Source organism: Actinoplanes sp. NPDC049598 (genome assembly GCF_040675435.1).
In the GTDB taxonomy this organism is placed as follows: domain Bacteria; phylum Actinomycetota; class Actinomycetes; order Mycobacteriales; family Micromonosporaceae; genus Actinoplanes.
Map to the genome: position 1 here is coordinate 1 of NZ_JBFAOX010000042.1, position 24068 is coordinate 24068.

The 24068-nt window shown below is 66.1% G+C and carries 22 protein-coding genes and 1 pseudogene; 10 read left to right on the plus strand and 13 right to left on the minus strand.

The features are described from left to right. On the minus strand, positions 1 to 1886 hold a 1886-nt coding region (locus AB0J66_RS46975), incomplete at its 3' end, for an ATP-dependent Clp protease ATP-binding subunit (RefSeq protein WP_364675224.1). Between the two features lie 175 nt (positions 1887 to 2061). On the opposite strand from AB0J66_RS46975, the gene AB0J66_RS46980 reads away from it, so the two are divergent. After that, a complete protein-coding gene (locus tag AB0J66_RS46980; protein ID WP_364675226.1) occupies positions 2062 to 2898 on the plus strand; it encodes a hypothetical protein in 837 nt (278 codons plus the stop codon). Here AB0J66_RS46980 and AB0J66_RS46985 read toward each other — a convergent pair. From AB0J66_RS46985 to AB0J66_RS46995, 3 genes and pseudogenes are all read right to left on the minus strand, one after another. Continuing rightward, positions 2868 to 3692, minus strand: a complete 825-nt coding sequence (locus AB0J66_RS46985; RefSeq protein WP_364675229.1) for an alpha/beta hydrolase — start codon at positions 3690 to 3692, stop codon at positions 2868 to 2870. The genes AB0J66_RS46980 and AB0J66_RS46985 overlap by 31 nt on opposite strands. A 123-nt stretch (positions 3693 to 3815) precedes the next feature. Beyond that, complete coding sequence (locus AB0J66_RS46990; protein WP_364675231.1) at positions 3816 to 4757, minus strand: bifunctional class I SAM-dependent methyltransferase/GNAT family N-acetyltransferase; 942 nt, start codon at positions 4755 to 4757, stop codon at positions 3816 to 3818. Between the two features lie 44 nt (positions 4758 to 4801). Next, positions 4802 to 5623, minus strand: a pseudogene (locus AB0J66_RS46995) (SAM-dependent methyltransferase). Positions 5624 to 5879: 256 nt separating this feature from the next. Here AB0J66_RS46995 and AB0J66_RS47000 point away from each other — a divergent pair. Beyond that, the gene (locus AB0J66_RS47000; RefSeq protein WP_364675234.1) at positions 5880 to 7148 is read left to right on the plus strand and encodes a hypothetical protein; all 1269 of its coding nucleotides are present in this window, start codon (positions 5880 to 5882) and stop codon (positions 7146 to 7148) included. Here AB0J66_RS47000 and AB0J66_RS47005 read toward each other — a convergent pair. The 5 genes from AB0J66_RS47005 to AB0J66_RS47025 all read right to left on the minus strand — a co-directional run bounded on the left by AB0J66_RS47005 (position 7129) and on the right by AB0J66_RS47025 (position 13501). Continuing rightward, positions 7129 to 7788, minus strand: coding sequence for an HAD family hydrolase (locus AB0J66_RS47005; RefSeq protein WP_364675237.1), 660 nt, complete (start codon positions 7786 to 7788; stop codon positions 7129 to 7131). The two genes, AB0J66_RS47000 and AB0J66_RS47005, sit on opposite strands and share 20 nt — an antisense overlap. A gap of 1145 nt (positions 7789 to 8933) precedes the next feature. Then, positions 8934 to 9266, minus strand: coding sequence for a hypothetical protein (locus tag AB0J66_RS47010; protein WP_364675240.1), 333 nt, complete (start codon positions 9264 to 9266; stop codon positions 8934 to 8936). Between the two features lie 76 nt (positions 9267 to 9342). Continuing rightward, entirely contained in the window at positions 9343 to 10167 is an 825-nt protein-coding gene (locus AB0J66_RS47015; RefSeq protein ID WP_364675356.1) for a recombinase family protein, read from the minus strand. 428 nt (positions 10168 to 10595) lie between these two features. After that, a complete protein-coding gene (locus AB0J66_RS47020) occupies positions 10596 to 11384 on the minus strand; it encodes an LLM class F420-dependent oxidoreductase (protein ID WP_364675242.1) in 789 nt (262 codons plus the stop codon). Between the two features lie 41 nt (positions 11385 to 11425). Beyond that, positions 11426 to 13501 carry a CHAT domain-containing protein gene (locus tag AB0J66_RS47025; protein WP_364675245.1) on the minus strand — a complete coding sequence of 692 codons (2076 nt, stop codon included), beginning with the start codon at positions 13499 to 13501 and terminating at the stop codon, positions 11426 to 11428. Between the two features lie 274 nt (positions 13502 to 13775). On the opposite strand from AB0J66_RS47025, the gene AB0J66_RS47030 reads away from it, so the two are divergent. The 3 genes from AB0J66_RS47030 (at position 13776) to AB0J66_RS47040 (ending at position 16867) form a co-directional block, all read left to right on the plus strand. Further along, positions 13776 to 15260, plus strand: a complete 1485-nt coding sequence (locus AB0J66_RS47030; RefSeq protein ID WP_364675248.1) for a HEPN domain-containing protein — start codon at positions 13776 to 13778, stop codon at positions 15258 to 15260. Between the two features lie 258 nt (positions 15261 to 15518). Beyond that, positions 15519 to 16328 (plus strand): hypothetical protein, encoded by an 810-nt coding sequence (locus AB0J66_RS47035; protein ID WP_364675250.1) that lies wholly within the window; start codon positions 15519 to 15521, stop codon positions 16326 to 16328. Next, positions 16328 to 16867 (plus strand): restriction endonuclease, encoded by a 540-nt coding sequence (locus AB0J66_RS47040; protein WP_364675253.1) that lies wholly within the window; start codon positions 16328 to 16330, stop codon positions 16865 to 16867. The genes AB0J66_RS47035 and AB0J66_RS47040 overlap by 1 nt, the downstream gene beginning before the upstream one ends. A gap of 51 nt (positions 16868 to 16918) precedes the next feature. Here AB0J66_RS47040 and AB0J66_RS47045 read toward each other — a convergent pair whose 3' ends face one another. Together AB0J66_RS47045 and AB0J66_RS47050 are read right to left on the minus strand one after the other, a co-directional pair. Next, positions 16919 to 18127, minus strand: a complete 1209-nt coding sequence (locus AB0J66_RS47045) for a hypothetical protein (RefSeq protein WP_364675255.1) — start codon at positions 18125 to 18127, stop codon at positions 16919 to 16921. A 253-nt stretch (positions 18128 to 18380) separates the two neighbouring features. Further along, positions 18381 to 19151 carry an LLM class F420-dependent oxidoreductase gene (locus tag AB0J66_RS47050; RefSeq protein WP_364675257.1) on the minus strand — a complete coding sequence of 257 codons (771 nt, stop codon included), beginning with the start codon at positions 19149 to 19151 and terminating at the stop codon, positions 18381 to 18383. Between the two features lie 607 nt (positions 19152 to 19758). Between AB0J66_RS47050 and AB0J66_RS47055 the strand changes: the two genes are divergently transcribed. Beyond that, a complete protein-coding gene (locus AB0J66_RS47055) occupies positions 19759 to 20037 on the plus strand; it encodes a hypothetical protein (protein WP_364675260.1) in 279 nt (92 codons plus the stop codon). A 15-nt stretch (positions 20038 to 20052) separates the two neighbouring features. On the opposite strand, the gene AB0J66_RS47060 is transcribed toward AB0J66_RS47055, so the two are convergent. Beyond that, a complete protein-coding gene (locus AB0J66_RS47060; RefSeq protein ID WP_364675263.1) occupies positions 20053 to 20634 on the minus strand; it encodes a hypothetical protein in 582 nt (193 codons plus the stop codon). A gap of 168 nt (positions 20635 to 20802) precedes the next feature. On the opposite strand from AB0J66_RS47060, the gene AB0J66_RS47065 reads away from it, so the two are divergent. From AB0J66_RS47065 to AB0J66_RS47075, 3 genes are all read left to right on the plus strand, one after another. Beyond that, the gene (locus tag AB0J66_RS47065) at positions 20803 to 21537 is read left to right on the plus strand and encodes a hypothetical protein (RefSeq protein ID WP_364675266.1); all 735 of its coding nucleotides are present in this window, start codon (positions 20803 to 20805) and stop codon (positions 21535 to 21537) included. 201 nt (positions 21538 to 21738) lie between these two features. Further along, complete coding sequence (locus AB0J66_RS47070; RefSeq protein ID WP_364675268.1) at positions 21739 to 22407, plus strand: recombinase family protein; 669 nt, start codon at positions 21739 to 21741, stop codon at positions 22405 to 22407. A 36-nt stretch (positions 22408 to 22443) separates the two neighbouring features. Further along, positions 22444 to 22965: a Uma2 family endonuclease gene (locus AB0J66_RS47075; protein ID WP_364675270.1), complete on the plus strand. Its 522-nt coding sequence runs from the start codon at positions 22444 to 22446 to the stop codon at positions 22963 to 22965. A 23-nt stretch (positions 22966 to 22988) separates the two neighbouring features. On the opposite strand, the gene AB0J66_RS47080 is transcribed toward AB0J66_RS47075, so the two are convergent. Continuing rightward, the gene (locus AB0J66_RS47080) at positions 22989 to 23651 is read right to left on the minus strand and encodes a hypothetical protein (RefSeq protein ID WP_364675273.1); all 663 of its coding nucleotides are present in this window, start codon (positions 23649 to 23651) and stop codon (positions 22989 to 22991) included. A gap of 197 nt (positions 23652 to 23848) precedes the next feature. Here AB0J66_RS47080 and AB0J66_RS47085 point away from each other — a divergent pair, with 197 nt between their 5' ends. Next, the gene (locus AB0J66_RS47085) at positions 23849 to 24058 is read left to right on the plus strand and encodes a hypothetical protein (protein ID WP_364675275.1); all 210 of its coding nucleotides are present in this window, start codon (positions 23849 to 23851) and stop codon (positions 24056 to 24058) included. The last annotated feature ends 10 nt before the right edge of the window (positions 24059 to 24068 follow it).

Below are 24068 nucleotides of genomic sequence, written 5' to 3' on the forward strand. Positions count from 1 at the left end.
TGCAGCAACGTGTTGAACACATCCGGGTGGGCCTTCTCGATCTCATCGAACAGCACCACGCTGAACGGCTTACGCCGCACCTTCTCCGTCAGCTGGCCACCCTCGTCATACCCGACGTAACCGGGAGGGGCACCGACGAGGCGGGACACGGTGTAGCGGTCGTGGAACTCCGACATGTCCAGCTGGATCAGCGCGTCCTCCGACCCGAAGAGGAACTGCGCCAAACTGCGCGACAATTCGGTCTTACCCACCCCTGAGGGCCCCGCGAAGATGAACGAGCCGGCGGGCCGTTTCGGATCCTTCAGGCCGGCCCGCGTACGCCTGATCGCCTTGGAGACGGCCTTGACCGCCTCCTCCTGTCCGATCACGCGCTTGTGCAGCTCGTCCTCCATCCGGAGCAGCCGAGTGGTCTCCTCCTCGGTGAGCCGGTAGACCGGGATGCCGGTCCAGTTGCCCAGCACTTCGGCGATCTGCTCGTCGTCGACTTCAGCGACGACGTCGAGGTCGCCGGCCTTCCACTCCTTCTCCCGCTGCGCCTTCTGGCCCAGCAGCTGCTTCTCCTTGTCGCGCAGCTGTGCGGCCCGCTCGAAGTCCTGCGCGTCGATCGCGGACTCCTTGTCCCGGCGGACCTGAGCGATGCGCTCGTCGAAGTCCCGCAAATCCGGCGGAGCGGTCATCCGGCGGATGCGCATCCGCGCGCCCGCCTCGTCGATCAGGTCGATCGCCTTGTCCGGCAGGAACCGGTCCGAGATGTACCGGTCGGCCAGCGTCGCCGCGGCCACCAGGGCGGCATCGGTGATGGAGACGCGATGATGGGCCTCGTACGCGTCCCGCAGGCCCTTGAGGATCTCGATGGTGTGCGCGAGCGTCGGCTCCCCGACCTGGATCGGCTGGAGGCGGCGCTCCAGGGCCTTGTCCTTCTCGATGAACTTGCGGTACTCGTCGAGGGTGGTCGCGCCGATCAGCTGGAGCTCACCACGGGCCAGCATCGGCTTGAGGATCGAGGCGGCGTCGATCGCGCCCTCGGCCGCCCCGGCCCCGACCAGAGTGTGGATCTCGTCGACGAACAGGATGATGTCACCGCGTACGGCCACTTCTTTAAGGACCTTTTTCAGTCGCTCCTCGAAGTCGCCCCGGTAGCGGGAGCCGGCGACCATGGACGCCATGTCCAGGGTGTAGATCTGCTTGTCCTTCAGCGTCTCGGGCACGTCACCCTTGACCACGGCCTGGGCGAGGCCCTCCACCGCGGCCGTCTTGCCGACGCCCGGCTCGCCCGTGAGCACCGGGTTGTTCTTCATCCGGCGCGACAGCACCTGCATGATCCGCTCGATCTCGTGCTCCCGCCCGATGACCGGGTCGAGCTTGCCGTCGCGGGCCCGCTGCGTCAGATTCGTACCGTATTGGTCGAGGATGGCGGAGGTCACCGGGGCAGCCGGAGTCTCGCTGGGCGTGCTCTCGCCACCGGAGACCCGCTGCAGGACCTCGCGGCGTACCCGGTTGAGGTCGAGCTGGGTCAGGATCTGGGCGGCGACGCCCTCGGTCTCCCGGATCAGGCCGAGCAGGATGTGCTCGGTGCCGATGTAGTTGTGGCCGAGCTGCAGCGCCTCCCGCAGCGACAGCTCCAGTACCTTCTTGGCGCGGGGCGTGAACGGGATGTGCCCGCCCGGCGCCTCCTGGCCCTGGCCGATGACCTGCTCGACCTGCTGCCGCACCCCTTCCAGGGACACGCCCAGACTCTCCAGGGCCTTGGCCGCGGCCCCCTCGCCCTCGTGGATCAGGCCGAGCAGGATGTGCTCGGTCCCGATGTAGTTGTGGTTGAGCATCCGGGCCTCTTCCTGAGCCAGGACGACAACCCGCCGCGCACGGTCGGTGAACCGCTCGAACATGCCACTCACGTCCTCGTGGCGAAGCCCCACGCGCCCCGCCCCAGGAGAAGTGGGCACAGGGAAACGACGTGCGCTGAGTCAGAGCCTCTTGGCGTCGGCGCGTGGCCCGCGTGGGCGGCCTCGCTACGCTCGTGCATGCGCGGTGCGTTTCCCAACGTACAACGGGAGGACCACGATGAGCGACACCCGAAGCCGGCGATCCGTCCCCGACCGAGCCCGCAGGCGGGCCGTCCGCGCCCTGGCCGCCGAGCTGGGCGTGGCCTATTCGGTCGCCGCCCGCCTGCTCGCGGCCCAGGCCACGGTCTCGCCGCCGGCCGCCATGTTGTCCGCGGGCGCCGTCGCGCCGAGCTCCGATGATCACCGGGCCTGGATGTTCGCTGCTCGCGAACACCGCCCCTTCGCCTCCCGGGTCCGCGACGCCCACCTCGCCGCGCAACTCCCGCTGGGCCGGGCCGCGCACCTGGTCACCCGCTTCCCGAGGCTGCGGGCGGCCGCGCTCTACGACGGCGACGGCCGGGAGACCGCCCTGGCCATGCTGTACGCGGTGGTCGAGCACGAGTCGCCCCAGCTGCTCGCGGCCGCCGATGAGCTGACCTGGGCCGCCGAGCTGGGCGAGGACGCCGGCGTGGACATCGCCTGCACGGCCGTCGACCGGGCCGCCCGCCTCCTGCTCGATCAGGACCGGTGGCAGCTCTGGGTGCGGATCGAGGCGGCCTTGACGGCCGGGGAGACCAGTCAGGACCGGCGGGTACGCGACGCCGCCATCACGCTCGGCCGGGAGCTCCGGTCGACCAGCCTGCGGAGCTCGCTGGACGGCGCCCGGCACACCCTGGACGCGTTGCTCGTGGAGGCGTACGGCGGCCTCCCACCCGGAATCAGAACCCAGGCGGAAGGCCGGCCCGGCACGGTCGTCGGTGTCGTCTGGGAGCCGGCCGGCCCGCCCACCGGCTATCAGGTCCGCCTCGACGGCGAGCCCGAGCCCTACTTCTTGAGCCAGTCCAGGATGTCCTGATCGAGCTGCTCCTGGTAGTCGCCCTGGATGCCGTGCGGGGCGCCCGGGTAGACCTTGAGCGTGCCGTCCTTCACCAGCTTGATCGACTTGAGGGCGGCGTCGCCGATGGGGACGATCTGGTCGTCGTCGCCCTGGGCGATCAGGATCGGCACGGTCAGGGCCTGGAGGTCTTCGGTGAAGTCGGTCTCGGAGAACGCCTTCACGCAGTCGTAGGCGGCGGCCAGGTTGACCAGCATGCCCTGACGCCAGAAGTCCTGCTTGTCGCCGGTGGAGACGGCGCGGCCGTGGTTGGCGCCGAAGAAGCTTTCGGACAGGTCGAGCCAGAACTGTGAGCGGTCCTTGAGCACGTTGGCCCGGATGCCGTCGAAGACGTCGATGGGCAGGCCGTCGGGGTTGGCCTCGGTGCGGACCATGAGCGGGGGCACGGCGCCGGCGGTGACGATCCGGGCCACGCGGCCCTGGGCCTGGCCGTGCTGGGCGGCGTACCGGACGACCTCGCCCCCGCCGGTGGAGTGACCGATCAGGATGACGTCGCGCAGGTCCAGCGCCTCGATCACGGCGGCCAGGTCCCGGGCGTACGTGTCCATGTCGTTGCCGTTGTAGGTCTTCTGCGACCGGCCGTGGCCGCGGCGGTCGTGCGCGATGGTCCGGTAGCCGGCGTCGGCGAACTTCTTGAGCTCGACCTGCCAGGCGTCCGAGCTCAGCGGCCAGCCGTGGCTGAGCACGATCGGCTGCCCGCTGCCCTGCTCGGTGTAGTAGATCTCGACGCCGTCGGGGGTGGTGATGTACGGCATGGCCGGCCCTCTTTCCTCGTGGGGTGACGCGCTGCGGATGCTTCTTGGTTGCCCCTCGTGGACTCGGCCCCAACCCTTTCTTGCCCCTCCTCACAATCGCGTTTTGCCTGCTCAACGGTAGGGTTAGCCGCCATGCGGGGTGGGGGACAGCCCTACCCTGGGCTTGGCGAAGCAGTTGGCGCCGGGCAGGCCCACGTACGGGTCGTAGACCGGGATCGGCTGGTAGCCGTGCCGGGTGTACCGGGCGACGGCGTCGGGCTGGCGGTCGCCGGTGTGCAGGATGACGCGGGGCGCCCCGAGCCGCCGGGCCTCGACGTCGACGGCGTCGAGCAGGGCGGTGGCGACACCGCGGCCGCGCCAGGCGGGTGCCACGTACATCCGCTTGAGCTCCAGGTCGGGGCCGTGCCGGCGCAGCAGGGCGTGCCCGATCGCGTCGCCGTCGGCGGTGACGGCGAGGCCCACCCAGACCACGGTGTCACCCGTGACGCCGACGCGCGGCTCGTCGCGGCCGGGTGGCATCCGGTCGGCATAGCGCTCGCGCAGCCCGGCGTCCGCATCGGCGGCCAGCACGCGGACCCTGCCGCCGTAGCCGGCCTCGTCGAGCAACCGGGCGGCGCGGTCGACGACTTCGGCGTCGATGTCCACGCTGACAACGCGGCCTTTCTCGCCGACGATCTCGGCGATCATGGCGGCGTTCAGGCCCCCGCTGCCGATCTCCAACACTGTCGCGCCCGGTTGCAGGTCGGCCTGTTCCAGCATCCTGGCCTGGATGTAGGCCGCCGAGACCGACGAGATCGGTCGCCCGTGCTCGTCGCGTTTGGTGACCACGGAGTTGTCGACGCCGTAGGCAATCTCCAGCGGCGTGTCCGCCGGCAGGAAACGCTCCCTTGCCACCGTCGAGACGGCTGCCTCCACCGCGGCCGTGGTGATCTTCCCGTCGGCGCGGAGCTGGGCGACCAGGTCAGCCCGTAGCCGCGCAGCGCGATCGGCGGTATTCGCGGTGCCGTCTCCGGGCGGTTCCTCCGTCTGGACGGGGCGGGAGAACTCGGCGGTGGAGTCGCTCACGGGTGTTTCCCTTCGTAGAGATCATCAGACGGCGTTAATCCTGGTCAGACTGTCTTGCAGCCGATTCCGACCCAATAGAAGGCGGAATCGAGGTCGCCGGCCGGGACGTCGTCGGGACGCCAGGCGAGTACGGGAGCGAGCCCGGGCTCGATCAGGTCCAGCCCAGCGAAGAAGCGAGCGACCTCGGTCTTGGGGCGCGGCACGAAGGTGAATCCGGCCGCGCTGGTGACCGCGACGATCTGCGCCATCGCGTCGGGGCTCATGTCCGCGGTCGGGTGGCTGATGACGAGATGGCTTCCCCGGGGCATCGCGTCCATCAAGTCGGCGACCTTTGTCCACGGGGCCGCTTCATCGTCGATGAGCATGAGTAGCGAGCCCAGGGTCACTGCCACCGGCTGACTGAGGTCGAGTGTGTCGGCGACCTCATGGCTCGACAGAATCGCCTCGGGATCGCGTAGATCAGCGTCGAGGTAAGCGCACTGGCCTTCCTGGCTGCTGATCAGCAGAGCGCGAGCATGCACCAGCACCAGCGGATCGTTGTCGATTTACACCACCCGCGTCTCGTCGGCGATCTCCTGCGCGATTTCGTGCAGGTTCGGCTGGGTCGGGATACCCGTGCCCACGTCCAGAAACTGCCTGATCTTCGCCTCACCGACCAGGTAACGGATGGCGCGCTGCACGAACGCGCGGTTGGCGCGCGCCATCATCGGCACCTCGGGCACAGCCGCCTCGATCTGCTCCGCGAGCAACCGGTCGGCGGCGAAGTTGTCCTTGCCGCCCAGCCAGTAGTCGTACACACGAGCAGAGTGCGCGACGTCGGTCCGCAGTCTCTGGTCTTGCGCCACCGTCACCTGCGCAGACGCCATGACACCCCTTTAGAGAACGGAGCCCCGCCGATCTCGGCGACGTCGCTCGACTAGGAGTGATCGGCCATCGCGTCAGCGAACGACCCGTTGATCACTCATGCCACCACGATGTCCTAATCGTCTGCCAAGGAGAAGGCCTATATGAGGACTTTAAGAGGACTTTTCCACGATGCAGCCTCGATTGGTTCGAGGAAGTGTCCCAATTAAGTCCTTCATGTTCTACGCTTGCGGACGATCGCCACGCTGGAGGTGTGCCATGTCGCCCGGATCGCCCGGAAATGCTCGGCTCAAGGCGGCTCGGCAGGTCGCGGGTTACGCGTCCCAGCAGGCGTTTGCCAACGCGTTGACGCAAGCCGCACCGCGCATCGGACTGGGGCAGATTGAGGTCAGCGTCCGTCAGATCCGCCGTTGGGAGTCGCCCACGCCGCCCTGGCCTCGGGCCGATCATCAGCGGCTACTCACGCACGTACTCAAGATGCCGATTGAGGAACTCGGATTCACCCCACCGTGGCGAGACGCCGACACATCGGCCTCGGACCCGGCGCAGCGATCCTCTCAGGCCACACCGTCGAGCGGCCTGCCCCTGCCGCAGGCCACCGCGTCCGTGCAGCCGCCCACGATCGGCGCTGACTACACAACCATCACGGTGGCGCATCGACGCCTCTACTGGACGGTCCAGCCCGCGCAACTGCACCCCACGGTCGTCGAGCACACCCGCCTTGGCCTCCACCTGCTTTCCGAAACCAACGGCGTCGCCCGCCGGCTGCTGGCCACCGCGTTGGCCGAGTCGCTCCTGCTCGCCGGCCGGATCGAATTCTTCGACCTTCGCAAACCCGAGGAGGCCGACGCCACCTTTGCCCGCGCACTCCAAGCAGCGGGCGAGGCCGACGACGCCCTCCTCGGTGCCGCGATCCTCGCCCACGCCGCCTTCATCCCTGGCTGGGCGCAACGCCGGACCGAAGCCGCCGAACGCCTCCGAGCCGCTCGTACCTATGCTCGCCGGGGAAGCGCCTCCGCCGACTTCCTCGCCTGGATCGACGCCGTCGAAGCCGAATGCGACACCATCTGCGGCCACCCGAACGACGCGCTCCGCGTCATCGCACACGCGGAAGAGATCCTCGCCGCCAGTTCCGAGCACTACGTGCCGGAGTGGTGCACCTGGTTCTCCGCAGCCCGGCTGGCCGCGTTCAAAGGCAACACCCAACTGAAAGCCGGCCGCTTCGCCCAAGCCCGCGACACGCTCACGACGGCCCTATCCGGGCTGCTCGACGACGAGGGCAAGCAACGCACCGTCATTCTCGCCGACCTTGCGGCGGTCGACGTCGCCCAGGACAAGCCCGAGGACGCCTGCGCGCGCCTTCACGAGGCGCTCGACCAACTGGCCACCACCTGGTACGCCACTGGCATGGAACGCATCCGCGAGGTCCGGCACACCCTGCAACCCTGGGCAGACACCGACTTCGTCCGCGAGATCGACGACCGGCTCTACAGTTGGCGAACCACCCTCAGCGCTCTGCAGCGTTAAGGGCCGAGATCCGCTCCGGCAGTTCCGCCAGCGAGTCGATCCGCAGAGTCGGCACCCGCTCGGCATCGGGCTCATGCTGCTGGATGGTCGCCCACGGTCCGCGCCGGATCAACGCCGTTTTGAAGCCCGCACGGGAAGCCGGGATCACGTCGTTGTCGAGACGGTCGCCGACGTAGATCGTCTCCTCCGGCAATGCGGGCATCTCCTTGGCCAACGCCTCGAAGAAACCTAGATCCGGCTTCGACACGCCCCAGTCGTCCGAGGTCGCGATCAGGTCAGACGGGAGGTCCAGCGACCGTAGGATGCCTCCAGCGCGAACCGTTTGGTTACCCGCGATGCCGACCCAGAAGCCGGCCGTACGCAGAGCGCTCAGGGCCGAACGTACGTCAGGGTAGAGATCGTCCTCGCCGAACCACTCCGGCTTCCCCGCCGCGGCCCGCTTCTCCCGCTCCTCCGTCAATTCGAAGCCCGGCCGGAACACCTGGAACGTCTCGCGATAGTCGCGGCCCTGCGCGATGACCGCGCCGAACATCGCCGAGAAGGTGTGCCGCGGCACGCCAAGCCAGTCAGCCCAAGTCCCATACTCCCGGGTCTCATTGACCAGACACTCACCGACGTCGAACGCTACGGCACGGATCATGGGCTGAGCCTAACCCGACGGCTTCCGATGCCTCGGCCGGCAACCCGGCTTGGTTACCGGCCAAGCGAGTACGGCGCGTTCAACCGCCGGGAGTGATGTGCGGGCAGACACCGCGGACGATAGCCGCCAGGCACGTCAGAGCCGACGGCGTCCCAGAACGCCGAAGAGCCGTTGATATGGCCACCGAGCGTATGCCACGCGAATCCAGGGTGCTCAGACCGCAAAGCAGCGAGACCGGCTGCCGCCAGGCCATGCCGCCTGACGGAAGGTGGCGTGTACGGCTGCTCCACCCAACCGATCCGGCAACGTCCGCAGACTTCGTAGTCCACCGCGAAGGCGTGATCACCCTGGCAGAGCCCTTCACAGCTCTGATCCCGGAGATTCGCCGCGCGTGTGCGCCAGCCTGGTCGCTCCGCCGAGATGGTGCCCTGCCAAGGCGTATCGAGGCGTGGCACGGCCGGCCTTCCGGATCGGCGTCCCCAGCGCCCTCTAGTCAGCCAGATGACCGCATCTCGCCAGGGCTCGCGGCCTGACACCCAGCGCTTCGGGAGGTCGGTCGCGTACGTGCAGGCGGCGTGCAAGAGGAGGTCGGCTCCGGGTCCAACACGCTGGTTCGCCGGAGCAGAAAGGTAGTCGCGGATAGCGGTGAGGTTCTCAGCCGTCAGGTTGAGCGTCGTGCTGGTATACGCGGTCACCTTAAAGTGACGCTGTGACGAGTGTTCGCGAGGTGTGAGGCGTTCATCGGGGTTCCATCGGCCTGGACGGTTGTTGCTTCGCCTCCATTCTCGGCACCCGCCAGGCTGATGTTGACCGTGACAGAAACGTGCACGGCTGTGGACTGCACGAAGACGAGGTTCCCCGGTTCGATCGTGCGACTGCCGAGGACGTACGGGTCCTGACCCGTCCGATCCGCGGAGTACCCGATGGCCACCTCGAAGACCAAGGCCCAGCCCAAGCCGCCCTCCACCGAGCCGCAGTTGTCCACCGCCCGTATGGCGCAGGTCCTCGAAGCGGTCCGCCAGGCGGAGGCCCCGCCCATGGGACCCCAGTGCCTTGAACGGACGGTCCGCCGGTTTGCCGAGTTCGCGTAATCCTGAGCCCAGTGAGCCCCGCACCCACCCGGGGTGCGGGGCTCACTGTGTCTCTCAGTCGGTGCGCCAGATGATGTCGTAGTCGCCGGTGCAGAACTGATTGCCCCGGGATGCCGGCTTCACGATCACGCTCACGATGTGGTCTGCCAGGAACTCCTGACGCCACCCCAGACCATCATGGTCGTCCCACTCGGCGCGGGGATTCTTCGGCAGGATCGTCGGCCGACGTTGGGACAGTGACCACCGGTCACGTTCCAGCCTGGCCTCCCTGACCCGCCGCTCCGCACCTGGCAGGAGAACGCCGTAGAACGTCTCCGCTGCAATCGGACCGCGACCGTCGTCAAACGCTGACAGGAGCGCAGCCCGCGCTGCCAGGGCGGCCTCCAACTCCCCGGCTCCAGGCGATTCGGCCGGCGGCTCCACCGCGCCGGCGTGCTGGCTCGCCAGTTTGGGTGCACGACCATTAAGCCGTCCGATTTATGCGGCGCATCCCGGACATCTTCGGGTTCCGTAACCAGGAGCGAACGGCCGGCAGCCTCCGCTCGCCGCCGGTGCTGGTTTTCACGCCCGCGTTCTGCAACCAGCGGGTGATCGAGCTGAGCGAGTCACCACGGACGGCCCGTTTGATCATCTCCTCGGCGTAGGTCGCTTCCTTGGGATGCTTGTACTTACCATCCTCCCGGTAGCCGAACAGGCGGCGTCCTGGGACAGGCTCCCCGGCGAGAGCACGGCTCATGTGCTCTCGGGCGACGCGGATGCTCGTCTTCTTCGGCTCCCTCTTGTTGCCGACCATCTCCAGGGCACCCATCATTTCGAACCCCTCGCCGTAGGGGTCGAGCAGCGAGGTGGTCTGGATGTACACGCGGTCCGGCACTGACGTGAGGTTGTCAGTGAATCGTTCCCAATGCCAGAACTTCCTGGCAAGACGACTCTGCTCAACGACGATGACGCCGCGGATGACGTGATCGTGGCCCGGCCTGCGGCACTTGCCACCATGCGCGAGCGCCCAGATCAGATCCTCGAACCCTTCGCGGTAATCGTCCTTCGAGGCGCTCTTGTTGTTGTCCGTGATCTCACAGACCACCTGGCACCCGAAGCGCTGGGCGATCTCTCCGTTCTCGCGATGCTGGTTGTTGACGCCCATCTCGAAGTGCCGGAACTTGCCCTTCCGGTTCTTCTTCGCGACGCTGATGCGGGCGTATGAGACCAGGAGGACTGGCTCAGCCGGGATGCCCGCGCCGTGTCTGTCGGTCGCGTGACCGGATGCTGGAGAGAAACCCCTGATCAGACCCGATTTGCTACCTAGTCACACCGTTGGACGTGGTAGCGAGACAATCTGGTCCCAGTTGAACAGGATGTCGGCGCCCAGATCCTCCGCCTCCGCCGCCGCCCGCCGAATGGCCTTTTAGTCCGCATGCTGCGGCTGCAGCTGCACCCCGATACGCACAGGTCGAGAAGTCATGATCAAACCCTAGAAGCCAGCGGCCCTCCTGACCGCGGCCGCGCCAGGCGGGTGCGACGTACATCCGCTTGAGCTCCAGGTCGGGGCCGTGCCGGCGCAGCAGGGCGTGCCCGATCGCGTCGCCGTCGGCGGTGACGGCGAGGCCCACCCAGACCACGGTGTCGCCCGTGACGCCGACCCGCGGCGCGACCGAACGTCTGCCCGCCGACCCGGCCGGGGCCGGCGCGCAGGCAATTGTCCTAGGAGCTCGTTCCTCAGCTCGACCGGAGTCCGTCGCGCCAGGCGATCCAGGCGCGGAGCTCACTGAGGTCGTAGTTGGGGCCGCCGGTGCCTACGGTGAACAGCGTGACGCCCAGGTCGAGCAGGGCCTGACCCTTCTCGGCCGGGTCACCGTCGACACCCGCGGAAAGCTCGATCTCGGCCGGGTCGCGGCCCACGGTGGCGCAGTGCTCCCGCAGGATCCCAGTCTTACGCTCGATCGTCTCGGCGTCGCCGAAGCTGTGCCAGATGTCGGCGTGCTTGGCCACCAGCCGCAGCGTCTTCTTCTCGCCGCCACCCCCGATCAGCACCGGGATCTTGCGGGTCGGCGCCGGGTTCAGCTTGGCGAACCGCGACTCGATCCGCGGCAGCGCCTCGGCCAGGTCGTCCAGCCGCCCGCCGGCGGTGCCGAACTCGTACCCGTACTCCTGGTAGTCCTTCTCGAACCAGCCGGAACCGATGCCCAGAATGAGACGCCCGTCGCTGATGTGGTCGACGGTGCGGGCCATGTCGGCCAGCAACTCCGGATTGCGGTACGTGTTGCAGGTGACCAGCGCCCCGATCTCGGCCCGCGACGTCTGCTCGGCCCACGCGGCCAGCATCGTCCAGCACTCGAAGTGCTGCCCGTCCGGCTCGCCGTACAACGGATAGAAGTGATCCCAGTTTGTTCGTCTACCGCATCCAGTCACACGACAAGTCCCCGAGGGCGAGGGCTCAGTAGCAGATCTTAGCGGTGACGTGGAGTTAGAACCGGCGCGAGACGATGCCCGTGTCGAGCGGGACATGGACGAGCTGGCGCTGTCTTGCCGGCAGAGCGGATTCGTAGTCAGGTTAAGAAAGCGGGCGAGCCGTAGTCGAAGATATTGTCCAGCTCTCCACCTTCAGGGGCGAGCAGATCGACGTCTCCAGTTGCGCACCCGCGGTCGATCAGCGCTGACCTGATGTCTGACCATGGCCGGCGGATGAACCCCAGCGTGCCGCTGAATGCCGACCTGGAGTCGGCCATGTTGTCCATCAAATGGAGCGCCAGGGCCGCCCCGAAGAGAGCGGCGGACTTTTCGGCGACTGCCCATTGGTGGGCGACCACAGCCTGTGAACCGGATGCTACCGCCGCAGCGAGCCCGCGCTGTGAAGGGCTTCCGGAGACGGCCGTGACGCCGGCGTCGCAAGTGTTGACGACCAGCAGCCGTCGGCCTTCCGATGAAGGGCGCTCTTGCAGGTCTCGCGCGTAGATCTTGTCCCCGTTGGGAAGGACTAGGTGAGCATCGCCCGGCCGGAAAACTGGAGCTAAGCCGTGACCCGCTATCCAGATCGCGTCGAACGAGTCGTCACCACAGATTCTCCGCAGAGTGTCCGCGGTGAAATCCGCGGTCGGCACATGCGTGATGTTGCACCCCACCTGCCCAAGAAGTGACGAGACGAGGCGGAACTCGGTACTCGCCAGCCTCGTCTCCCCTTCTAGGAACACCAACCGGTCGATCCATCTGTCCGGACGCGGTGCCATCAGGCTCGACCAGAGGCTCGGTGGATTCCAGCGTTCCCGGATCAACGCCTGATACGGCAGCCAGTGCGGCGACAACGGAAGCAGCAGTGACTTGGACGCGAGAACGCCGAGGGCCTGGTCGGGCAGATTGACGTCGAGGTACTGGCGCGCTGCGGCGGCTAGTGCGAGCCCGGCAGAACGATCCTGATCGCCGGTGGCGACCCGGCGAGAGGGCCTGCCGGCAGAACCTGAAGTGACCAGCGATGAACCCCGCGCGGCGTTGATGACATCGGTGATGGTGGTTAGCGATGACATCTGCGGCATGAGGTGACTGCCGCCCTCCCAGCACCAGCGCATTCCCTCATCCGTGTCGAGCAGGAGCACCGTAGTCTCGACAAGCGCAGCGTCTGGTTCGCCAGGCACTCCAAACCACGCTCGGGCCATCCGTATGCAGTCCCCGGCGTGTCCCGATTCGGCCAAACTCCGCAACGCTGGCGACACCAGGTTGAACATGCGCTCACGCCGAAGCCCGAGCGCAGTGGGATCGAGAAACCGCGCTTCTTCAGCCCACATCGCCTGAATACCGGCGAGCACGTCGGCAAACACCACTGCCAGCCGGATAGGGTCGCCTTCGCATCCGCCGAGCAGAACCTCCAAGCGGATCAGCGGGGGTACGCCCGTCGGTAGCGCCTCGTACAACGAAACGAAAGCCTTGCGCCGCTCTGGACCAGCGGGTAGGGCGAAATACGCCGCGTAGAGCAGCTCGATTCGTAGATCGCCCGACAATGCCCGGGACTTCGCCGCCTGCCAGCACCACTGAGCGGCAACAGCCACTATCGAGTGCTTGCCCTGCTGGCGCATCCACGTTAGTCCCTGAACTACAGCCCACCCAACGGCATCTGAAGGGCTCGCGCGCAGTAGCGCCAGCAACATGGGCTCATCGCATCGCCGCAGGATATCGGTGAGATAGCCAGCATGGACTGCGATGTTGAACCAAGGCGCGGAGAAATACCCGAGGAGGTCTTCTGCCGTAACGTTTCCGGATACAGAATCCTCAAGGAGAACCTGCAGGCCGGTGAGGTCGACCGTGGCGGACGCGCCATCAGCGTCGCCACCCATGCCTGCGACGAGCCAGTACCACACCCCGTCGAAGTCGCCGTGCACTAGCGCAATCTGGGCAGCCTCCTGGACTGCCACTACACGCCACACCGCAAGTAGGCGCGGCGACAACCGAACCCGGTTGGCATCGAGGTCACGAAGGGCTGTACGCGTCAGCTCCTCGATGACCTGCTTTTGGCCGTGGCCTGCCCGTGCGATGGCCATCGCTACTACTACGGCACCCTCAGTAGACAAGGGAACGTCTTGTCCGTCCAGCGGATCGGACACGACCAACGCCAACTGTGGCATCAGCTCTGACAAGGTCGGCACTGCCCCTTCACCCGCCTCCGGCTCGCGCTTGCTCGAACGGCAACGCCGGTCAACCTAGCCGAGTCTGGGCGGCGGAAAGGCCCGGAACCCTTAGGAGGCTTTACTGGACAGCGTCGTGGGCTCGCCTTTACGGCCCGTGAGGGGGCGAACCCGTGGGTTTCGTCGTTCCGCGGGACGGTTGCGTACGCCGTCCGGGTAGGGCTTCGTCCGGCTGCAAACGGCCAGTAAGGTCGCATGAGGGTTAAAACTAGCGAGAGCGAACACGATGGCGAACGATCCTCTGAACCTCGACGAGTCCGCCGAGTGGGCAGGTCTCTGGTGGTTGTCGGACGACCCTGACGAGCAAATTCCCGGTGTGCTCCGGTACGAGCCGGGGAACGGCCTGGTGCTGTCGTTGATCGGCGCGTTCGAGGACCGCATTACTTCGAGCCCTTCGCCTGGCGTCGAGATGGTCCATGAGGGACACCGGACATGGGATGTGATTCATGGTGCGGCCGAGCAACGCGAGATAACCCTTCTGGCCTGTGTCCCGAGCGGCAGCAAGCGAACTTTTGGTGCGCGAGTGAAGAGCCCGAACAAGCAAACCGTGAAGGCGGGGACGGCGCTCATCGGAGCACACGTCAGCGGCGAAGACGACGCAGCGTTTGCTGCGGCCGAGGTGTCGGTCGAGGATCTTGGGATCTGGGGAGCCTCGTCGGTGTTCCAGGGCTTTCTCGGGGCCCCCGATGGCAAACCGGACGGAAGCGGAAACATCTCCGTGAAGCCGCCGGAGGCCCAGTCGGTCATGGTCGATGGCACTGAGTTTCGCCTCTCGCACCGGCACACGCTGCCGTTCTTCGACCAGCGGAGGGGCGAGACCATCGGCCGCATGCGAGATACCACGTTCGTGCGAACCGTACCTGCGGACCCGTTCTCGTTGAAGGGCGCACTGGACGCGGCCAGCCTGGTACAAGATCTGATCGCTCTCGCGACACACCGCGCCGCCGGGGTGCTCTGGCTGCGACTGGAGTTGGCGGAGGCGAGATCTGTGCCGGTTGGCGACCGTCCTGCGCTGCGCCGAGATACCGATGTGCTCTACACGCCCTCTGCGCTCGGTAGCCGCGATGCCAAGGCCATCGACCCCCACCGTGTGTTCTTCACGTGCGCGTCGCTTCCGTTCGAGGAAGTCGTTCCTCGTTGGTGTGAAGCGCATGGGCGGCTGCAGGCGGCGACCAACATGATCTTGGGGCTCCGCTACGCGCCGGCTCGCTATATCGAGAGCAATCTTCTGACGGCGGTGGGCGCGGCCGAGGTGCTGCATCGCCGTCTCGGCATCGAAGAACTCCCGATGCCCGCAAATGAGTTCAAGCAGATCCGCCAAGCGATGTTGACCCAGGTGCCCGAGGGGCATCGGAAGAGATTCAAGGAAGCCATCCGCAACAACGTGACCTTGCGGGACCGGCTGTACGCGCTCGCTGCGCGTCCTGACAGTAAGGCGGTCGACCTACTGGTACCGGACGTGGATCGATGGGCGGAACGGACCACTCGGGCCCGGAACGATCTGGCTCACGAAGGCGGAACCCCGGATCACTCCGTTGAGGAGTTGATCGCCGTCGTAGAGGTAACCACAGCCGTTGTGATCCTCAACGTGCTGCACGAACTCGGATTGCCTGCTGAGCGACAGCGCGAAATCGTGCAGGAGCATCCGCAACTCCGCGCGACGGCCAGGAGCGCGCACGAATGGCTGGTCGTCCCGCGAGCGGACTCCTGAACCTCATTTCTGCCAACGAGGGGGCGGTCGGCGCGAATGGTCCGCAGGGCTGTCTGGGCTGCCGATTCAGGACAGGTCGGAACCACAAGACCACGCCAGGCCAGAGCCGATCCAGGTGTGGACAGGCCCAAGGACGCCCGCCGTCGGTATATCGTCGTTGGGGTGCGTTGCTACCTAATCGCCGAGCATCCGATGGACCTGTCGGCCGCCCGAACAGCACTGTCAGACCTCGGGGTGGAGGTTACAGAACCTGATCGGGTGTTTGACACCACCACCCGAGCAGGCAGGGGCTGGTTGCCCGACGCGGATTTCCTGTGCGTGCTGTTCCCACCCGAATCGGGCTGGGAGACGCCTCCTTCTGTCTACCTAGAGATCGGTCAGGCAGTCGGCGCGAACCTGCCCGTGTTGCTGGTGGCCGAACCTCCGCGCCGTCTGGACCCGGCGTTGTTCTCTCTGCAAGTCGCTCGCGTTCCCGTGACGAGCGCGTTGGCGCTCACCGGCCAGTTCAAGTTGTTCCTGGAGTCAATAGGAGCGCCAGCGCCAACCGGCAGTGTGCCGCAGCCGATTGAACCGGTAGCAGAGACATCGATTGCCGCGATCCGAGGCGAACTGGCGAACCTCCGGGAGGCCGACTACGCCTCTAACACCTCCCGTGTTGCCTGGGCTCTTGAGTCCTTGGCCTTGAAATTGCTACGTACTGCAGGCGCGGAGGCTGAGGAAGCCAGATCTGCGGATGGCACTGGGGACATTGCGGCCTGGGTCCCCGGCACAGAGAAGTACATACCGGGCCCTTTGGTTGTCGAGACGAAGATTGTCCGTAGTTCGGGCCTGCGTAAAGAGACCCTTAACGGGCTGCAACTTTACGCACTAACACGTGATGCTCCGTGGTCTGTTCTGCTTTATTACAGGTGGGATCGCGGTTTGAAAGTTCGGATGCCGCCGGGTGACTGGCCGGCAGTCATGGTTTTCGACATCGAAGAACTGGCGAATCGCCTACAGCGCGCATCCCTGGCACAGGTTCTCAACAACGAGCGTAACGTCCTCGTCCACCGGGTCGGCGATCGCTGATGACGTCGTTCTACCAGGCGCGCGTCGACGCATATCTGCGCCGCGCAGGAGACAAGCGCCACCCGTCGCACCGTCGCGGCCGGTACTACGAAAACTTGCTGACCTACCTCCTGGAGTCGGTCGAAGGATGCCAGGTCCAGCGCAACACACTGAATTCGTATGGCACTGAGGAAGTGGACATAACTGTCGCTAACGAGAAGGCGCTCGGCGGGCTTCGAATGCTGCCGGAGATGTTCCTGATCGAGTGCAAGAACTGGTCACAGCCGGTAGATAGCACCACTCTTGGATACTTCGTCAATGTGGTTGCCGACCGCGGCTGCTCTCTGGGAATTCTCGCCGCGGCCAACGGCATCACCGGCCACCAGGACCATCGCAGCCGGGCTCACGCCATCGGTGCCGCCGCTCTTATCCGCAAGATCCGCATCTTGCTTATCACCGACGAGGACCTCAAGACTCTCCAGACACCTGGCGATCTTGTTACTCTTCTGCACCGTCGGAATTTGCTGCTGACTGCTCACGGAACGATCTACCTGGGCTAACGCGCTCTAGCTGTGCCGTGAGCGCTGTTCTCACGGGCGAGGTGACCTGGATCAGGTGTCCGGAAGGCTGGTCGTCGCTTGAATTTCGAATTCGATGGGACTCCCCAAAGTCTGCCGCATAGGGCGATTCTCTAACTCTGTGATCGTCCAACTCCCGGTGTTCTGCAGCGCACCCGGGTGCACGCTGACAACAGCGACTTGCGCATGCTCGGCGACAGTCTCAAGCCGTTCCAGCATCCTTTCTACGATGGCTCCCTCACTGGCATATCCGAGCGGCTCGTCGAGAAGAAGGATCGTCGGCTCGACACGTGCGTGATGGCGAGCGTGCGCGCTAGCCAATTCGATCAACATCAGTGACTGCCATCCACGGGAGAGCCGGTCGAGTTGGGTGTTTCGGGCGAAGCCTTCGTCGAGTTCTGTCATCCACTCGATGCGGTCACCAATGATGTTCACCTCTTTGACCAGGTCGCATGACTCTGGCAGCGAGCGCAAGAGGGCCTTCGTCGCTACGGCGCTCAGGTCGAGTAGTTGAGCCAGCCCGGCGACGCTGTCGAGAGACGGCAATCTGTCTGCTGGTAGGAAGATCGTCTTGTAGGGGCGCGCGACGTAGGGGACTTCTTCGCCGTCCAGTACGTGCCAGACCTCGCCGGCGCGCCCAGAGGTGGCCACGTCATGGGTGTGCGGGTCGAACCACTTGACGGCAAAGTCTACGTCCCGCCACTTGGACATTTCGGCGACGTGGTCTGGATAGGCGACGCTGGCGATCAAGCGGGCCAGGATGGATTTTCCGCTGGCGTTGGGGCCAGTGATGATGTTGCGCATGCCGAGCGGGAATTTCCGGCCGGCAAGGGCCGCAGGAGCGGATTCAACCGTGATCGACTCCACCAGCCCGTAGTTGTCGGATGTGATGCCGGTGACCTCGGCACCCTTCCTTGCCTCATGCAAACGCTTCCACGCGCGTAGTTGCGCTGCGGAATAGATGCCAGTGGGATCTGAGTCGATTGCCTTGCCGTGGGTGTAACAGCACCATATGCCGTTCTCGGGCGCGCTGCGTTCCTCAGCGGAGAGGCCCCCTGTACCCCGTGGACCGCCGGCCGCAGCAGCGTAGATGTGAGCCGCCATGCCGGTTCTGAGTACGTTCCCACCGTTCGGCGACGGCCCGAGTGTCAGACGACCACAGTTCAGGACCGAGCACTGATAGCCAGCGCGCTCGGCGATGACGGTCCGTACTGATTTCGAGAACTCGGCCCGATTTGTCATCCGCCAACCCCGTCGTCGCAACCCGGCTCTGACGCCCTGAATTGGGCGAAGTTTCACTCGCTCCACACTGTATGGTGCGGGTTTCCGGAGTACCAGGTCGGTAGCGGTGCGACCGCTGCGATGTTGCGTGGCGGGATGCTCTCGGCCATAAGAGGGCATCTGATGCTCTAACTCGCGATCGGGTGCGCCTTCGGTAAAGGCGCTGACGGCGGGGGCTGATCTTGTAACGGGTGATCAGCCCTCGCCCTGTAGATCAGGCGTTGATCTTGTCTCGCCAGGCCAGGAACTCGCGGAGGTCGGTGAGATCGGGTTCGGGGCCGCCGGTGTGGATGGTGAAGAGGCGTGCGCCGAGTTCGTACATCTTGTCGCGGTCCTCGGTCTTGCCCATGACCGAGATTTCGATCTCGGACGGGTCGCGGCCGATGTCGGCGCAGTGCTGCCCGAGGATGCCGAGTTTGCGTTCGAGGGTTTCGGTGTGGGAGAAACTGTGCCAGATGTCGGCGTGCTTGGCGGTGAGGCGGAGGGTCTTCTTCTCGCCGCCGCCGCCGATCAGCACGGGGATCTTGCGGGTCGGCGGCGGGTTGAGTTTGCCCCACCGGGATTCGATGCGCGGGAGCGCGGTGGCGAGGTCGTCGAGGCGGCTGCCGGCGGTGCCGAACTCGTAGCCGTACTCGGTGTAGTCGCGCTCGAACCAGCCGGAGCCGATGCCGAGGATGAGGCGGCCGCCGGAGATGTGGTCGACCGTGCGGGCCATGTCAGCCAGGAGATCCGGGTTACGGTAGCTGTTGCAGGAGACCAGCGCGCCGATCTCGACTCGGGAGGTGGACTCTGCCCAGGCGGCGAGCATGGTCCAGCACTCGAAGTGCAGTCCGTCCGGTTCACCACTGAGTGGGTAGAAGTGATCCCAGTTGAGGAGTAAATCGACGCCGAGGTCCTCGGCGTCGGAGGCGGTGCGGCGAATGGTGGCGTAGTCCATGTGCTGCGGCTGCAACTGCAGCCCGATGCGAACGGGCCTATCGATCATTTGACTGAGCCTACGTCCAGATGGCGTCCGGCTTCTGGATGACGGCGGTGAACCCGCCGCTGCGAGCCATTCGGATCGGCCAAGTGGGTGGATGGAGGCTCGCGCATCCTGATCAGGGCCGGTGCGACTCTCCGGAGATATGAGTCCCGAATGCGCCGCTTCGTCGAGGAGGGCGGCGCACGTCGCTGTCGGTGACCTCTGCGCCAATCGCACACTTGTATCACGGCCCCTTGCTGGTGATCATGGACGGCGGTCACTGGAGGAAGGCTTGGTCGTGCGGTGGATCGGTGTGCCTGGCGGTAGTTTCCAGGTGCCTCCGCCGGAGGATTTGGACGGTCTGGCTGGCCCGGTGTCGGGGCGTCATGCGTTGCCGTCGCCGGTGTGCGGTTGGGTTGCTCCGTACCGGGTGTATGACCTGGGGAGCCGGGTTGACCGGGTCGCCTGGGTGGAGACGGTTCTTCGTCACGCCGCGAGCCCGCAGGACCTCACGGATTTCTTGGCTGCCGATCTGCTGGCGGCTGTGTGGCCGGCGGTCCTGCTGCCGGGGTGGGTTCGCGAGTGGTGGGAGGACGCGCACCCGCACCTGGCCCAGGGATAGGCTGCTCGGATGCCGGTGGTGATGCTCGTGATCGAGGACGCAGACGCGGCGCGGTGGGCGTTGGAGCATCCGGACGAGGTCGCCGGGTGGGCTGCTGCCCGAGCCGCCGAGGAACTCGCTGGCCGGGTCGACGCCGCAACGAGATGGCAGGCGAGCCTCACTTGCGAGGATGACGCCGCTCTCGCTGATTTCGAGGCTGCCGGAGATGCAGACTGGGCTGACAACGACGGAGCAGTCGGCCGGCTCGATGAGAAGACCCGGCTCAAGGCATTTGACGGCATCGAGTGAGCCCGATCTGGCCGGTTAGTCGGTGTGGGTGTCGTGCCAGGTGCGGAGCGCCTCCAGTACCTTGGCATCCTGGTCATCCAGGTGATCCGGACTGCCGTCGAGCAGCGCCAGGTGCCGTGACGCTTCGGTGAGGATCGCCCACGCCGTCCAGAGCGGCAGGGTCTGGTCGGTCTGTCTGGCTGCCCATGGTGCCACCCGAGCTGCCAGCGCGATCGTCGCGGCAGCGTCCTCGTCGATTGCCGCGGCTTCGGCCGCGGCGGCTTGCCAAGCGGCCCGAAACTCCGGGTCGACGAGTTCGCGGCGCAGGTCGTCCCACACCATCCCGGGCTGCGTATAGCCCAAGACCATCTGCACGCGGGTGCCCCGCTCGACGGCGAGACGTTTGCGGCGCGCACGGATGCGCTGCACCAGGTCGACCGCGAGGACACCGAGCGGCCACGACTCGTCAGGTTCCGCGACGGGCACGGGGGTCCGGACCACCGGATGGCCACCCGTCAACGTCGCCCGCAGATCGACCAGCGACTCCAGCGACTGCATCGTGCTCGCGAGGAGGTCATCGATACGGCGCAAAGCCTCGTCGGCAGGACTGTCACTCACAGGGCGACCCTACCTGCGATCAATCAGATCACCCCGGACCACTCGACCAGGTGAAACAGCGTGCAGGCGCTCGGCGAACCGGGAGTCTTGACCGTACGCTCGCCTACGCCGCTGGGTGGCTCGACTGCACCTCGGCGCGCCTGACCGTCATGGGCCGCAAGGAGACCGATGAAACCGTCTCGGCGGCGAACGTGGAATCGATTCGTCCGCGCGTTGCGGACGCAGCCGGTCATCACCGCCCTCGCAACGATCGCGGCCCTCGTCACCGTGGCCCGGCAGGTATTCCTCCCAGTGCCCGAGGTGTGGCCGTACGGAGAGGAACTCGGCGAGTTCCTCTACGACTTCGGGCTCGCCATCCTTGGTGCCTGGATCTTCAATCTGCTCGTGGTGATGCTGCCGCGCTTGCGCGACCAGGAGGCGCTCTACGCCTCGATCAACAAGGACCTTCGAGGCGTGTCCGGCGGCGCGATGGCCGTCATCCGGACGCTCACGCAGTCCGTCGGCGCTCCACCGCTACCGGACCCGCTAACCCAGCCGATCGACCCTGACGACCTGCGCCGATGGTGCGAGGCCGCCAGCGACGAGCAGAACCCGGCTCGCTTCATGATCTCTGACGACGGAGCCTCCGTCCGCCAAGGTTCCTGGAAGGAGTACCTGGACTATGAGCGCCGACGAGTCGCCAACTTCCAGTCACGACTCGAAGCCGCGTACGTCTACCTGCCGGTCGAGCTGATCGCTCTGTTGCGCGAGATCCAGGACGACGGCTACTACCTCATGTTGCCCTACGTGGCCGGTCAGCCGAACCTTGCTTTCCTCGCGGAGCCCCTGCACGACCACATGCTGACGTGCGACCGGTTGCGCGACTACCTCGATCGTCAGGTCGCACCGCTAATCAGCGGGTAGCTCGCAAACGACGATGACCGCGATCGGTGGTCGTCTGGTCACGGAAGTGTCGTCTCGGTTGTCCAGAACAGAGATGGTCCGGCGATGACGGCCCACCTGCCCGACCTGCGTGGAATGCCCATCTCTCAATGCGGCTCCCAATAGATCATCTCGCTAGGTCTGCCAGTCGACAGTCAGAGATAGATGATCTACGGTCGACGCGTGTCAGATCCAGAAATATCTGGAGATACCGCACTCCCCGTACTCCCAGGCGTCCCGACGGTCGTACACACCACCGGCATCCTCATCGGCTACTGGCGAGTGTCGTCACGTTCGCAAGATCCATCCAGACAGCAGTCCGCGCTGCGCGCCGCCGGCGTCAGCGAGCGGTGGACCTTCGGCGACAAAATCACCGGCAAGACGCTGTCACGTGACGGCCTCGACCAAGCACTGGCCGTGGCGCGTCCCGGAGACGCACTTTGCGTCACCAACCTGGACCGTCTCGGACGCAACCTGGTCGAAGTACTTACCTTCGTGCGCGATCTGACCCGCGAGGGCATCGGTCTCGTCACCCTGCTTGACCGGATCAAGATCGACACGCGGACCAACGACCTGACGAGCCAGATGGCCTTGCTCATGCTCGGGTTTCTCGGTGAGATCGAGTTGATGCTCATCGAGGACCGCAAACGGTCCGCCACAGATAACCGGCGCGCCTCGGGCAAGAAGGTCGGCCGCAAGCAGGCCGCAACGGCGGAGCAGCAGGAGTTCGCCCGGCTCTTGCACGCTGCCGGGGACTCGTATAGCGACATCAGCCGAAAGACCGGAATTCCTCGTGGCTCGCTGCACCGATATCTGCTGGCCGAGGGGCAGGCGGATCGCCTCGCCGCATGACGGGTCCGACGGTCACTGGACGCGTAGGGTGCGGGCATGACGAACGTCCGCGCAGACCTGGTCGCCCTGCGGGCGCGAGCGGCTGCCGACGAGCGGCACATATACGAGATGGGCTCCGACGGGCTGAAGACAATCCGGCCTGCCGGTGATCCCGAGCGCTCCCTGGTGTTGAGCAGGCTAACCGTCTGGCTGCTGTCGAACGGGTTCGGCGCTGACCGGGTCGTCATCAACTGCGGTATCGAGACTGGTGGGGCGGCCCGCGTACCGGACCTGACGGTTTGGGCACCCGGCCGGCCACCACGGTCCGCCGGGTCGGGCTACGCCACTACGGACGGGCTCATGCTGACCGTCGATGTGGCCACCGCCAGCTCGGCGATCACCGACGTGGACAGCAGGGCGGCGGAGTACGCCTTGGCGGGCATCCCTCGGTACTGGCTAGTCAGGGCTGATGGCCTGGTGTGCAGGCATACCCTCACCGACTCTGGTGAGTATGGGTTAGTCGCGGCCGGGCCTGTGCCGCTGGACCAACTGCTGGCTGTCCCACCTGAGATTCTCTGACAGCTCGGAGGCATGCCCGACGCTTACGGCTCGTTCACCGGCTGCGTGAGTGCGTCATCCGGCAGGACGGGAAGCGTCCAGTCCGTCGGGATCTCCCAAGACGACCAGTCCGTCGCAAGAGGGCCACCGCGAGTCTCGACGAACGCGACGGCCCGGTCGCGAGCCCGCTCAACACGTTGGTGATCAGCGTCGGTGATCACGCCAAGCCGCCGAGCCTGCTCGTACTCGTCGCTGTCCTTCCATTTCCAGGTGAGATCCTGGTCGAGCGTGATGTCGAGCAGCAGGTCGAACGTGTCGAAGCCGATCCTGGTCTCGTGCACCGGTCGCTCGAAGTCAACGCCCCACTGGACCGGACCGCCGGCGATTGGACGGTAGAGGCGGAGACTGAAGTCCGGGTCGAGGCCGTACCAGGCCAGCATGAGGTTGTCCTGCCAGGCCCACCGGCTCAGCGCCCATTCGCCGCTGGCCATGTTCGGGATGCCGGCCTTGCGCGCCTGGTCCTCCCTGGTCAGCATCCACTGTGCCCAGGTTGCCGGCACCCACGACTCAGCCCCCGGCCAGCAGGCGAGCATCAGTCCGGCGTCGTCGTTGCGGACGACGCGGTATGGGGATGCCGTCCAGACCTGGCCGCGGAGGACGTCGCGTCGGACGACCGTCGAGCCCGCAGAGAACGGTGAAGCGCCCATGCGGAGATTCTGGCCGGTAGCGCGCCGCCGGGGGACTGGTTCGTCACCGGTTCGGGTGAATGGCGCGGATGGAGGTCGGTCAGCCCCGTGCTGGCCGATGCGGCGGTTCGTGCCGAGGCTGCGGTGGCCGACCGGTCGGTCAAGGGCTGTCCGATCATGGCAGACTCAGCCGAGGCCGCTGAGGAACCGGAGGAACCATGATCAGCGAGCAGCAGCGCCGGGCGATGGATCAGCACTATGCGGCGACCGGACAACGGCTCACTGAGGCCGGCATCGAGGCGGCCGGCGCGATCCTCAACGCCGCTCAGCGCCAATTACCGCCCGAAGCGCGAGTGATGCTCCGCCGGGGCCCAGCGGCGTACCGGGAGTTCCTGGTGGACCGCGGAGACCGCACGGCAGGACCGTAGGCCAGGCGAC

What these genes read in the sequence shown, in the direction of transcription:
- AB0J66_RS46980 (WP_364675226.1), top strand. Translation starts at nt 2,062, where the DNA reads ATGAGCGACACCCGAAGCCGGCGATCCGTCCCCGACCGAGCCCGCAGG.
- AB0J66_RS46985 (WP_364675229.1), bottom strand. Translation starts at nt 3,692, where the DNA reads ATGCCGTACATCACCACCCCCGACGGCGTCGAGATCTACTACACCGAG.
- AB0J66_RS47000 (WP_364675234.1), top strand. Translation starts at nt 5,880, where the DNA reads ATGTCGCCCGGATCGCCCGGAAATGCTCGGCTCAAGGCGGCTCGGCAG.
- AB0J66_RS47005 (WP_364675237.1), bottom strand. Translation starts at nt 7,788, where the DNA reads ATGATCCGTGCCGTAGCGTTCGACGTCGGTGAGTGTCTGGTCAATGAG.
- AB0J66_RS47020 (WP_364675242.1), bottom strand. Translation starts at nt 11,384, where the DNA reads ATGTCCCGCTCGACACGGGCATCGTCTCGCGCCGGTTCTAACTCCACG.
- AB0J66_RS47030 (WP_364675248.1), top strand. Translation starts at nt 13,776, where the DNA reads ATGGCGAACGATCCTCTGAACCTCGACGAGTCCGCCGAGTGGGCAGGT.
- AB0J66_RS47040 (WP_364675253.1), top strand. Translation starts at nt 16,328, where the DNA reads ATGACGTCGTTCTACCAGGCGCGCGTCGACGCATATCTGCGCCGCGCA.
- AB0J66_RS47045 (WP_364675255.1), bottom strand. Translation starts at nt 18,127, where the DNA reads ATGACAAATCGGGCCGAGTTCTCGAAATCAGTACGGACCGTCATCGCC.
- AB0J66_RS47050 (WP_364675257.1), bottom strand. Translation starts at nt 19,151, where the DNA reads ATGATCGATAGGCCCGTTCGCATCGGGCTGCAGTTGCAGCCGCAGCAC.
- AB0J66_RS47055 (WP_364675260.1), top strand. Translation starts at nt 19,759, where the DNA reads ATGCCGGTGGTGATGCTCGTGATCGAGGACGCAGACGCGGCGCGGTGG.
- AB0J66_RS47065 (WP_364675266.1), top strand. Translation starts at nt 20,803, where the DNA reads ATGAAACCGTCTCGGCGGCGAACGTGGAATCGATTCGTCCGCGCGTTG.
- AB0J66_RS47075 (WP_364675270.1), top strand. Translation starts at nt 22,444, where the DNA reads ATGACGAACGTCCGCGCAGACCTGGTCGCCCTGCGGGCGCGAGCGGCT.
- AB0J66_RS47080 (WP_364675273.1), bottom strand. Translation starts at nt 23,651, where the DNA reads ATGGGCGCTTCACCGTTCTCTGCGGGCTCGACGGTCGTCCGACGCGAC.
- AB0J66_RS47085 (WP_364675275.1), top strand. Translation starts at nt 23,849, where the DNA reads ATGATCAGCGAGCAGCAGCGCCGGGCGATGGATCAGCACTATGCGGCG.